The 11,438-nt window shown below is 69.4% G+C and carries 7 protein-coding genes; 1 reads left to right on the forward strand and 6 read right to left on the reverse strand.

Annotated features, from left to right (window positions below; translation table 11 throughout):
- The 3 genes from ACLN58_RS11560 to ACLN58_RS11570 all read right to left on the reverse strand — a co-directional run.
- On the reverse strand, positions 1-535 hold a 535-nt coding region (locus tag ACLN58_RS11560; RefSeq protein WP_415855407.1), incomplete at its 3' end, for a maltokinase N-terminal cap-like domain-containing protein.
- Positions 532-2,328, reverse strand: coding sequence for a maltose alpha-D-glucosyltransferase (treS, locus tag ACLN58_RS11565; protein ID WP_415855408.1), 1,797 nt, complete (start codon positions 2,326-2,328; stop codon positions 532-534). The genes ACLN58_RS11560 and treS, both read right to left, overlap by 4 nt.
- An 84-nt stretch (positions 2,329-2,412) precedes the next feature.
- Complete coding sequence (locus ACLN58_RS11570; protein WP_415855409.1) at positions 2,413-4,440, reverse strand: alpha-1,4-glucan--maltose-1-phosphate maltosyltransferase; 2,028 nt, start codon at positions 4,438-4,440, stop codon at positions 2,413-2,415.
- 184 nt (positions 4,441-4,624) lie between these two features.
- Here ACLN58_RS11570 and glgP point away from each other — a divergent pair, with 184 nt between their 5' ends.
- Entirely contained in the window at positions 4,625-7,243 is a 2,619-nt protein-coding gene (gene glgP, locus ACLN58_RS11575) for an alpha-glucan family phosphorylase (protein WP_415855410.1), read from the forward strand.
- A gap of 87 nt (positions 7,244-7,330) precedes the next feature.
- Here the strand turns inward: glgP and glgX are convergent, their stop codons facing one another.
- The 3 genes from glgX to rlmB are packed head-to-tail and all read right to left on the reverse strand — an operon-like array spanning position 7,331 to position 11,335.
- Complete coding sequence (glgX, locus tag ACLN58_RS11580; protein ID WP_415855411.1) at positions 7,331-9,478, reverse strand: glycogen debranching protein GlgX; 2,148 nt, start codon at positions 9,476-9,478, stop codon at positions 7,331-7,333.
- A gap of 46 nt (positions 9,479-9,524) precedes the next feature.
- Complete coding sequence (locus tag ACLN58_RS11585) at positions 9,525-10,331, reverse strand: carbon-nitrogen hydrolase family protein (RefSeq protein WP_415855412.1); 807 nt, start codon at positions 10,329-10,331, stop codon at positions 9,525-9,527.
- Positions 10,332-10,336: 5 nt separating this feature from the next.
- Positions 10,337-11,335 (reverse strand): 23S rRNA (guanosine(2251)-2'-O)-methyltransferase RlmB, encoded by a 999-nt coding sequence (rlmB, locus tag ACLN58_RS11590; protein WP_415855413.1) that lies wholly within the window; start codon positions 11,333-11,335, stop codon positions 10,337-10,339.
- Positions 11,336-11,438 lie beyond the last annotated feature (103 nt).

Consider the following 11,438-nt stretch of genomic DNA (forward strand, 5'->3'; position numbering starts at 1 on the left):
CGTCGGCGGGCTGCCGGAGGACCTTGACCATCGCGGCCTCGCCCTCCGGCGAACGCACGATGATCGAGCTGTTGGACTGCTCGCTCGAGAGCACCGTGCAGGAAAGCGCGCCCTGCGGGATGTGGCCGGCACCGCTCGTCCGGCCCCATGCGGTGCCCTCCTTCGCGGGGCCGCCCGAGGCGACCAGCGCGAGAAGGGCGCCGATGAACGCGGGGTCGTGGACGCCGTCGTAAATCCAGCGCGGGCCGAACGCGGAATGCTCGCTCCGGCCCACGAGCGCATGCCCCGCGCCGGGCAGCGGCTCGGACCGGTAGGTGAGCGGCACGTTGATGACGACCTCGAGCCGCCCAGCGCGCACTCGCATGAGGTGAATTTCGATGTCCACCTTGCCCTCTGGGTCCTCGAGCCGGATGCCGCCGGCGCGCGCGAACTCGGCCTGACGGCCCTTCGCGGGGTACCAGCGCTGAGACGGGAGCCAACGCTCCAGCAACTCGGCGATGGGCGGGGTCAGGATGGGTTCCGCAGCGTCCGTCATTCGATCAGCTCCCCTTGGTGGGTCTCGGATGTGATGATCGGCATCGCCTGCGTGAACGGGCTGCTCGGGACGCTGCCCGCGCTGCGGATCCGCAGCCAGTAGTAGCCGTGCGAGCCAAGGGTCACGTGGAACCGGCCGTCGGAACCGACCTGCGAGAACGGCTCGCCGCCGAAGAGGTCGCGCAGGCCGCGGCCCTCGTAGCCGTTGAGGTCGAGTTGCGAGGCCACGGGGTGGCCGGACAGGTTGAAGACGCACAGGACGGTCTCGTCCTGCTCGCCCGGCACGTCCCCCGCCCGCAGCTCGCGGACGAACGCGAGGACCTGCTCCGACTCCGCGTTGATGTTGCGGTAGCTGCCGAGTCCGAACACCGGATGCCCGCGCCGCACGCCGAGGATGTTCCGGGTCCACCGCAGGAGCGAGCCCGAGTGCGCCATCTCCGCCTCGACGTTCGCCATCGAGTAGTGGTAGACGAGCGACTGGATGGTCGGGAGGTACAGCTTGCCCGGGTCTGCCACGGAGAAGCCCGCGTTGCGGTCCGGGTTCCACTGCATGGGCGTGCGCACCGCGTCGCGGTCCTGCAGCCAAATGTTGTCCCCCATGCCGACCTCGTCGCCGTAATAGAGGAACGGGCTTCCCGGCAGGGACAGGAGAAGGGCGTTGATGAGCTCGAGCTCGTGGCGGGAGTTGTCCAGAAGCGCCGCGAGGCGCCGCCGGATGCCGATGTTGGCTCGCATTCGCGGATCCGAGGCGTACCAGCCGAGCATCGCCTCGCGCTCCTCGATCGTGACCATCTCGAGCGTGAGCTCATCGTGGTTCCGCAGAAACGTACCCCACTGGGCGCCGCGCGGGATCGCCGGAGTGTCCACCATCGTGTCGATGATCGGGCTGGCCCGCTGGTCCCGCAGCGCGTAGTAGAGCCGCGGCATGATCGGGAAGTGGAAGGCCATGTGGCATTCGGGGGCTTCCTCGGTCCCGAAGTACTCGACCACCTCGTGGGGCGGCTGGTTGGCCTCGGCGATGATGATCCGGCCGGGGTACTTCTGGTCCATCATGGCGCGGAGACTGACGAGGAACTCGTGGGTCGCGGGGAGGTTCTCGCAGTTGGTCCCGTCCTCCTCGAAGAGGTACGGGATCGCGTCCGCGCGGATGCCGTCCACGCCCTGGTCGAGCCAGAACTTGAAGACGTCGAAGACGGCCTCGACCACGGCCGGGTTCTCGAAGTTGAGGTCCGGCTGGTGGCTGAAGAAGCGGTGCCAGAAGAACTGCCGGCGGATCGGATCGAACGTCCAGTTCGATTCCTCGGTGTCGATGAAGATGATGCGCGCGTCCGTGTACTTCTGGTCCGTGTCACTCCACACGTAGAAGTCGCCGTACGGCCCGTCGGGGTTCCGCCGCGACTCCTGGAACCAGCGATGCTGGTCCGAAGTGTGGTTGATCGGGAGGTCGATGATGATCCGGACGCCCCGCGCGTGTGCCTCCGCGACAAGGCGCTGGAAGTCGCTGATCGATCCGAACTCGGGCAGCACGGACTCGTAGTCCGAGACGTCGTAGCCGCCGTCCCGGAGCGGAGACTCGAAGAACGGCGGGAGCCAGAGGCAGTCCACGCCCAGCCACTGCAGATAGTCGAGCTTGTCAATGAGCCCCTGGATGTCGCCGGAACCGTCGCCGTTCGCGTCCGCGAACGCCCGCACAAGAACCTCGTAGAAGACGGCCTTGCGGTACCAATGCGGATCATGCTGGAGGCCGGGCGCATTGAAGGAGAACGGCTGCTTTGCCTGCTGGCCGAGGTTCATCTGGGGAAGATCCTTCCGACGGTCTGGCTGACGGGTCCGGGCGGCGCAGTGAGCCCTAACGTTAGCGCCGCGGTCCGCGCCCGGCTAGCGCCTCACGTGGAGAATGTGCGCGGGCTCCACATGGGCGTCGAGCCGCACATAGTTCTCCTCCCCCCACCACCAGCTTTGCCCCGTAATCAGATCATCAACCCGGAATTTGCCATCTCCGTCGAAGAGCCCGGGCTCGAGATCGAGCGATTCGAGGTCGAGCTGCACGAGGCTTTCCCGGGTGCTGTGCGGATCTACGTTGACGACGACGATGAGCGTGTCCTTCGCGCCGTCGTCGAGCACCTTGTGCTTCGAGAACACGAGCGTCGCATCGTCGGTGCACGATTGCAGCGTGAGGTTCTGCAGGTCCGCGAGCGCCGGGTGAGCGCGCCGGATCTCGTTGAGGCGCGTGATGTAGGGGGCGAGCGAACGGCCCTCCGCCTCGGCGCGGGCCCAGTCGCGCTCCTTGTACTCGAACTTCTCGTTGTCGATGTACTCCTCGGCCCCCGGGCGGGCGACGTGCTCGAAGAGCTCGTAGCCCGCGTAGACGCCCCACGTCGGCGCCGCCATGGCCGCCAGAACCGCGCGGATCTTGAAGGCCGGCCAGCCGCCGAACTGGAGGTACTCCGTGAGGATGTCCGGCGTGTTCACGAAGAGGTTGGGCCGGTAGAACGGCGCCCATTCCTTCGTGATCATCGTGAAGAACTCCTCGAGCTCCTCGCGCGTGTTCCGCCACGTGAAGTACGAGTATGACTGCTGGAACCCCGCCCGCCCGAGCGACTTCATCATCGCCGGCCGAGTGAACGCCTCGGCGAGGAACACGACGTCGGGATTCTTCTTGTTGACCTTCCCGATGAGCCACTCCCAGAACCACACGGGCTTGGTGTGCGGGTTGTCGACGCGGAAGATCGAGACGCCGTGATCGATCCACAGGTTGACGATCCGCAGGATCTCGCGGCTCAGGCCCTCGGGGTCGTTGTCGAAGTTGAGCGGATAGATGTCCTGGTACTTCTTCGGCGGGTTCTCGGCATACGCGATCGAGCCGTCCACGCGGGTGGTGAACCACTCCGGGTGGTTCTTGACCCACGGATGGTCTGGCGAGGCCTGGAGCGCGAGGTCGAGCGCCACCTCGAGGCCCAGTTCGTTGGCGCGGGCCACGAACCCGTCGAAATCCTCGAACGTTCCGAGGTCGGGGTGGATCGCGTCATGCCCGCCCTCGGGGGCGCCGATCGCCCACGGGGACCCCGGATCGCCCGCTCCGGCGACGAGCGTGTTGTTGGGGCCCTTGCGGTACGCGACGCCGATGGGGTGGATCGGCGGCATGTACAGGACGTCGAAGCCCATCGCCGCCACGGCCGGGAGACGCTCGGCCGCGGTCCGGAACGTCCCGGACGTCCACTGGCCGGTCTGCGGATCGCGCCACGCGCCCTCGGAACGCGGGAAGAACTCGTACCACGATCCGCGGCCCGCGCGGTCCCGCTCCACGAGGAGCGGATAGGGCTTCGTGACCGTCACGAGCTCGCGGATCGGGAAGCGTTCGACGGCGGAGAGCACCTCAGGCGATTCGCCGGCGGCGAGGCGCTCGGGAACCGAGCGGGAGGTGTCCGCGAGGGCCTCGGCGGCCGCGCGGAACGTGCGGCGGTCCGCTTCGGAGCGGTCGTCGTCGTCCGCGGCATCGTGCAGGAGCTTCGCACCCTCGGCGAGCATGAGCTCGACGTCGACGCCCGCGGCGATCTTGACGTCGGCGTTGTGGTGCCACGTCCCGTAGCGGTCGTGCCAGGCCTCGACAGCGAAGCTCCACAGGCCCGGCTTGCCCGGGGTGAGCACGCCGCTCCAGCGGTCGAGCCCCTTCCCGAGCTGCTCGAGCCGCACGCGCTGCTTCTCCTTGCCGCGCGGGGTGTACAAGACGGCGGAGACTCCGAGGGCATCGTGGCCCTCGCGGGTCGCGGTCGCGGAGATCACAATCCCCTCTCCCGGAAGGGCCTTCGCAGGGAAGTCCCCGTCCTCGACCACGGGCGAGACGTCCGTGATGGGGAACCGGCCGAAACGGAGCTTGTCAGGTAGCGCGGGTTCTAGACCAGGCACAGCAGGATCCTTTCGCGGCGGGCACGGCAAGGGTCAAACACCCGCCACGATAGTCCGCCTGCTTGCCGAATGCGAAGGACGTGACGCGGCCGCGTGACCGGCACGTCCGCCGTCCACGCGTCATTCACCGGCGCGTTACCGGATGGTATTCAGTGTCGAGACAGGCTCAGATAGGGTGGCGCACGTGAAGGCCATACGTCGTTTCACCGTACGCACTGTCCTGCCTGAGCCCATCGCGGCGCTGGGTGCTCTCGCCACGAACCTGCGCTGGTCGTGGCATCAGCCCACCCGGAAGCTGTTCGAGAGCCTCGACTCCGGGCTGTGGGAGGAGAGTCGCCACGATCCGGTGGGATTCCTCGGCTCGATCTCGCGCGAGAAGCTGGCGGACCTCGCAGAGGATGCGGACGTCGTGGAACGCGTGGCCGCCGCGGGCGAAGACCTGCGCCGCTATCTCGAGAACCCGCGCTGGTACCAGACGCTCGGCGAGGGCGCGCCGCGCTGCATCGCGTACTTCTCCCCCGAGTTCGGCATCACCGAGGTCCTCCCCCAGTACTCGGGCGGCCTCGGGATCCTCGCGGGCGATCACCTCAAGGCGGCGTCCGACCTCGGGGTGCCGCTCGTCGGCGTCGGCCTCCTGTACCAGTCCGGCTACTTCAAGCAGGCTCTCTCGCGGGACGCCTGGCAGCAGGAGACGTACCCCGTCCTCGACCCGGACGCGCTCCCGCTCACGCTGCTCAGGGAAGAGGACGGCACGCCCGCCGTCGTGACCCTCCCGCTCCCGAACGGGCGCAAGCTGCACGCGTACATCTGGCGGGCCGATGTGGGCCGCGTCCCGCTCCTCCTGCTCGACTCGAACGTCCCCGCGAACGACGACGGCGCCCGCGCCATCACGGACCGCCTCTACGGCGGCGGCGGCGACCACCGCCTCCAGCAGGAGCTCCTGCTCGGCATGGGCGGCGTCAAGGCGATCCGCATCTACGAGCGGCTCGCGGGCTGCCCCGCGCCCGAGGTGTTCCACACCAACGAGGGGCACGCGGGCTTCCTCGGGATCGAGCGGATCCAGGAGCTCATGGCCACGGAGGAGCCGCTGAGCTGGGACGAGGCGCTCGTCGCGGGCCGCGCGTCGACCGTGTTCACGACCCACACGCCCGTCGCGGCCGGGATCGACCGCTTCGACGCGGCACAGATCAGGTACTTCTTCGACGCGGGCCTCGCCCCGTCGGTCCCGACCGCGAAGATCCTCGAGCTCGGCCGCGAGAGCTACGAGGGCGGCGACCCGTCCGTGTTCAACATGGCCGTCATGGGCCTACGGCTCGCGCAGCGCGCCAACGGCGTGGCCAAGCTTCACGGCGAGGTCTCCCGCGCGATGTTCGCGGGCCTGTGGCCGGGCTTCGACCACTCCGAGGTGCCGATCTCGTCCGTCACGAACGGCGTGCACGTGCCCACGTGGATCGACTCGTCGATCACGGACCTCGCCGAGGAGCTCGCGCCCGGCGCCGCCGTGGGCGGGCGCTGGGACGTCGTGTTCAATGTGAGCGACGAGGAGATCTGGGCCGTGCGGCGGCAGCTCCGCGCGCGGCTCGTCGAGGACGTACGACGGCGGCTGCGGGCTTCGTGGAAGAAGCGCGGCGCCGCGGACGCCGAGTTGGCCTGGACGGACTCGGTGCTCGACCCGGATGTGCTCACGATCGGCTTCGCGCGCCGCGTGCCGACGTACAAGCGCCTCACGCTCATGCTGCGCGACCCCGCGCGGCTCAAGCGACTCCTGCTCGACCCCGAGCATCCGATCCAGATCGTGATCGCGGGGAAGTCGCACCCCGCCGACGACGCGGGCAAGAAGATGATCCAGGATCTCGTGCGGTTCACGGACGATCCCGAGGTGCGGCACCGCATCGCGTTCCTCCCGAACTACGACATCGCGATGGCCCGGACGCTCTTCCCCGGGTGCGATGTGTGGCTCAACAACCCGCTCCGGCCGCTCGAGGCGTGCGGGACGTCCGGGATGAAGGCCGCGATCAACGGCTCGCTCAACCTGTCCGTGCTCGACGGCTGGTGGGACGAGATGTACGACGGCTCGAACGGCTGGGCCATCCCGACCGCGGGCGACAAGGCGAGCCCGCAGGAGCGGGACGACGTCGAGGCGGCCGCGCTGTACGAGCTCATCGAGGACCACGTCGCGCCGCGCTTCTACGGCGCCTCGAGCAAGGCGGAGGGGGCCGAATCGGCGGGCGCCGCGGGCCCCTCTGCCGCTGGCACGAACGGGGTGCCGACGCACTGGGTCTCCATGATCAAGCACACGCTCTCGCACCTCGGCCCGGCCGTCTCGGCCGATCGCATGCTCGGCGACTACGTCCGCGAGCTCTACACGCCCGCCGCCGTGTCCGGCCGCTCCGCGCGAGCCGACGACTTCCGGCAGGCACGCGAGCTCGCGGCCTGGACCAAGCACGTGCGCACCAACTGGTCGCAGGTGCACGTCGAGCACATCGAGTCGGGCGGGCTGTCCGAGGTCCCGCAGATCGGCGACCGGCTTCACGTCAACGCGTATCTCAACCTCGGGGTGCTCAACCCCACCGATGTGCTCGTCGAGATCGGGTACGGCCGTGTCGACGAGAGCGACGAGCTCACGGAGACGCACATCGTGGAGCTCGAGGCCGTGCAGACGCTCGGGAACGGCCGCTACCTGTACGGCGGCACCGTGACGATCGAGCGCTCGGGGCCGTTCGGCTACACCGTTCGGGTCATGCCGCGGCATGAGGCGCTCGCGTCGAAGGCCGAGCTCGGGCTCGTGGTCAACGCGGGCTGACGCTTCTCCCGTTGCGCCGTCACGTCCACGGGGTGAAACACCCCGCGGACGTGACGGCGCAACCCATGGTTCGCGCTTGCCGCCGGTCTACGGCGTCTTGCCGTACGGGCTCGTGTGCGTGCCGGGAGCGCCGTGGCGTGCCCGGTAGATCGCGAGCGACCACGGCTCGGCCACGTCGCCCTGACCGCTCGCGAACACCGTGCCGATGCGCTGCTCGCCGCGGGGTGCCGTCGAATATCGAAGCTCGAACGCGTAATCGTGCCCGAACGCCTCTGGGAACACGAGCTCCGCGGACTCGGGCCCGCCATTGATGACCACGAGACCGTCGAGGTAGCCCTCGCGCGAGCCGAGCAGGAACTGGAGGATCCGCTGGTTCGGGTCCTGCCAGCGGTCGGGGTCCATGAGCCGCCCGTCCGAGGCGTACCAGTGGAAGTAGTTGCTCTCCTCGCGCGCGGGGTAGCTTGCCGGCTGGCGCTCGAGGAAGTCCCGCCGGATCCGGATGAGCCAGCGCGTGTGGTCGAGCATCTCGCGGCCCGCGGTGTCGAGGTTCCAGTTGAGCCACGTGGTCTCGTTGTCCTGGCAGTACGCGTTGTTGTTGCCCTGCTGGGTGCGGCCAAACTCGTCGCCGGCCGTGATCATGGGCACGCCGAGGGAGACCATGAGGGTGGCCATGACGTTCTTCGCCGTCTGGGTCCGCGCGGCGATGATCGATTCGACCTCGGTCCGGCCCTCGAAGCCGTGGTTGTAGCTGCGATTGTGGGTCGCGCCGTCGCGGTTCTGCTCGCCGTTCGCCTCGTTGTGCTTACGGTGATAGGCCGTGAGGTCGGCGAGGGTGAAGCCGTCGTGGGCCGTGACGAAGTTGATCGACGCGAGCGCCGTGCGGCCGGAAGCGGCGAACAGCCCGTGCGAGCCGGACAGGACATCCGCGAGGCGCGCCGTCGGGCCGCCAAGGCCCCCGGCCTCGATCGAGCCGCGGTCGGCGAGCCAGAAGTCGCGCACGGTGTCGCGGTAGTGGTCGTTCCAGTCGGCCCAGCCCTGGGGGAAGCGGCCGGTCTGCCAACCGCCCATGCCCACGTCCCAGGGCTCGGAAATGAGCTTGGCCCGCGACACCACCGGGTCTGCGGCGGCCGCGACGAGGAAAGGGTGCAGCGGCGTGAACTGGTGCTGCGCGTCGCGGCACAAAGTGACGGCGAGATCGAAGCGGAAGCCGTCGATCTGGAATTCCTCGGTCCAGTAGCGCAGGGAATCGAGCGCGAGCTGCACCACGCGGGGGTTCCCGAAGTCGAGCGTGTTCCCGCATCCGGTCGTGTCGATGTACCGGCCCTCGGGGTCGGTCCGGTAGTAGTTCGCGTCCCCGAGGCCGCGGAAGCTCACCGAGGGGCCGTCCGGCCCCTCCTCCGCCGTGTGGTTGTAGACCACGTCGAGGACCACCTCGATGCCGGCGAGGTGCAGGAGCTTGACCATGCCCTTGAGCTCGTCCTGGACCGCCTGCGGGCCCGCCTCCTGGGCGGCGCGCGTCGCGTATGCCGGGTGCGGCGCGAAGAACGCCGCGGTGTTGTAGCCCCAATAGTTCGCGAGGCCGAGGTCCTGGAGATGCATCTCGTCGAGGTGCGCGTGGATTGGCAGGAGCTCGATCGTCGTCACACCGAGCCGCTGGAGGTGCTCGATCATCGCCGGATGGGCCATGCCCGCGTACGTCCCGCGGAGTTCCTCGGGGATGTCCGGGTGCCGCATCGTCTGGCCGCGCACGTGGGCCTCGTAGACGATCGTGTCGCGCCACGGGACGTTCGGCTTCGCGATCCCGCCCCAGTCGAAGTGCTCATGCACGCGCACGCCCAGGAGCTCTTCGCCGTCGGACTCGCCCTTCCCGCGCGGCAGCTGCACGGTCGCGACGGCACGCGCGTACGGATCGAGGAGCAGCTCGGCTGTGCCGGGCCCGGGCACCTTGCCGTCGCCCGCGGTGCGCGCGGCGAAGGCGTAGCGGGTTCCCTCGGGCATGCCTGCCACGAGTCCGTGGTGCACCCCGTCGGTCAGCTCGGGCAGCGGCTCCTTGTGCCACACGCCGCCCGCGTCGAGGAAATGCACGTCGACGGCGTCGAGCCCGGGAGCGTAGACGGCAAGGTTGACCGTCTGCGCAGCCTGTTGCTCGGCGCTTCGGGCAGGCGTGAGCCCGAGCGGAAACGGCTGCGATGGGGTGACCACGAAGGCCAGCGGCATCGTCATGTTGCTGCTCATCAGCGCCAATCCTACTGGCCGTGCCAGGGCCGAAGGTCCCGCGTGCTCAGAGCGTGACGCGATTGGCGAGGACGGGCAGGGTGCGGCGCGCGTCGTCGACCACCGCGGTGTCGATGTCCGCGTAGAGGATTTCGGGGGCGTCCCCGGCCCGCTCGATGACGTTTCCGTAGGGGCCGACGACGGCGCTCCGGCCGATTCCGGTCGGCGCGCCGGGGCGGGCCTCGACTCCCGCGGCACCCGGCTCGGACTGGCCACACGCGAGGACGTAGCTCGTGGAGTCCGCCGCGCGGGCGCGCACGAGCAGGTCCCACTGCTCCGCCTTGCCGGGCCCCGCGCCCCATGACGCGGACACGAGCTGAACGTGCGCCCCGGCGGCAGCGTTCGCCGTGAACAGCGCGGGAAAGCGCACGTCGTAGCACGTCGCGAGCCCGAACGTCACGCCGTCGAGCGTGAACTGCACGGGCGCGGTGCCCGCCGTCACGGTGTCCGATTCCCTGAAGCCGAACGCGTCATAGAGGTGGATCTTGTCGTAATGCGTGTCGATGCCGCGCCCGTGGACGAGGAGCGTGTTCCGCACCGTGTGCTTCGCGCCCCCAGAGTGCCCCGGCGTGAACATCCCCACAACGACGACGACCCCGGCCTGGTCCGCGGCGGCCCGCACCGCCGCGGCCCACGGACCGTCGAGCGGCTCGGCGATGTCGACGAGCGAATTGCCGAACGCGCGCATGCTCGCCTCGGGGAAGACCACGATGCCGGCACCGTGCCCCGCCGCCTCGCGGATCCCGGCGCGAATCAGCTCGAGGTTGGCCTCGAGCTCGCGGCCCGCGGTCAGCTGGACGAGCGCGACGCGCATCGCGGTCACCTCGAACCGGCGCGGCGCGTCGAGACTTCGTAGAGCGAGATCGCCACGGCCATGCCCGCGTTGAGGGACTCCATGTGCGAGTCGATGGGGATCGAGACGATCTGGTCGCACAGCTCGCGCGTGAGCCGCGAGAGGCCCTTGCCCTCGGAGCCGACGACGACGACGACCGGCTCCGTGGCGAGCGCGAGCCCCGGGAGCTGCACATCGCCGTCGCCATCGAGGCCGAGCACAAAGTAGCCCGCGTCCTTGGCCTGGCGGAGCAGCGTATTGAGGTTCGCGGCCTTCGCGACCGGAACCCGCACGGCCGCGCCTGCGCTCGTCTTCCATGCCGCGGCAGTCATCCCGACGCTCCGGCGCTCGGGGACGACCACGCCCTGACCCGAGAAGGCCGAGACGGAGCGGATGATCGCGCCGAGGTTGCGCGGATCCGTGATGCCGTCGAGCGCAACGAACAGCGGCGTGGAGGCGACGTGGCCCTTCTTCCACTTCTCGATCGTGTCCTCGACGAGCTCGAACGCGTCCGGGTATTCGTACGGGGGGACCTGGAGCGCGAGGCCCTGGTGGATGGCGTCGCCCGTCATGCGGTCGAGCTCGGGCTTCTGTGCCTCGAGGAGCGGGATGCCGGCTTCCGACGCAAGCTTCATGGACTCGCGGACGCGGTCGTCCTGCTCGATGCGGATCGCCACGTAGAGCGCCTTCGCGGGCACGCCCGCGCGGAGGGCCTCCACCACGGAGTTGCGGCCCGTGACCATCTCCTCCATGGCCTTGGGCCGGCCGGCACTGCGGCCCGCGGCGAGGCGGCCCGGCTGGCCCTGGCGCTTCGCGGCCGAGCGCTCGGCGAGCTCCTTGGTCCGGTGGGCCTTGTGGTAGACGCGGTCCTCGGCCTTGGGGGTGGGGCCCTTGCCCTCGAGGGCCTTTCGCCCGTGGCCTCCCGTGCCGACGGTCGCACCCTTCTTATTGGTCTTGCGCGCGCCGGGGCGCCCGTTCGCGGCCATCTATGCTCCCGTTCCGGTGGTGGTGATCTGGGGTTGCGCGAGGCTCCAGGTGGCCCCGTCTGCGTGGTCTTCAACCGCGATGCCGGCGGCCGCGAGGCGGTCG

This window comes from Sinomonas sp. G460-2 (assembly GCF_047759905.1).
GTDB lineage: Bacteria > Actinomycetota > Actinomycetes > Actinomycetales > Micrococcaceae > Sinomonas.

Bases quoted from the DNA above. Each gene is read 5' to 3' on its own strand.
- treS (WP_415855408.1), bottom strand. From the start codon at position 2,328: ATGAACCTCGGCCAGCAGGCAAAGCAGCCGTTCTCCTTCAATGCGCCC.
- rlmB (WP_415855413.1), bottom strand. From the start codon at position 11,335: ATGGCCGCGAACGGGCGCCCCGGCGCGCGCAAGACCAATAAGAAGGGT.
- ACLN58_RS11585 (WP_415855412.1), bottom strand. From the start codon at position 10,331: ATGCGCGTCGCGCTCGTCCAGCTGACCGCGGGCCGCGAGCTCGAGGCC.
- glgX (WP_415855411.1), bottom strand. From the start codon at position 9,478: ATGAGCAGCAACATGACGATGCCGCTGGCCTTCGTGGTCACCCCATCG.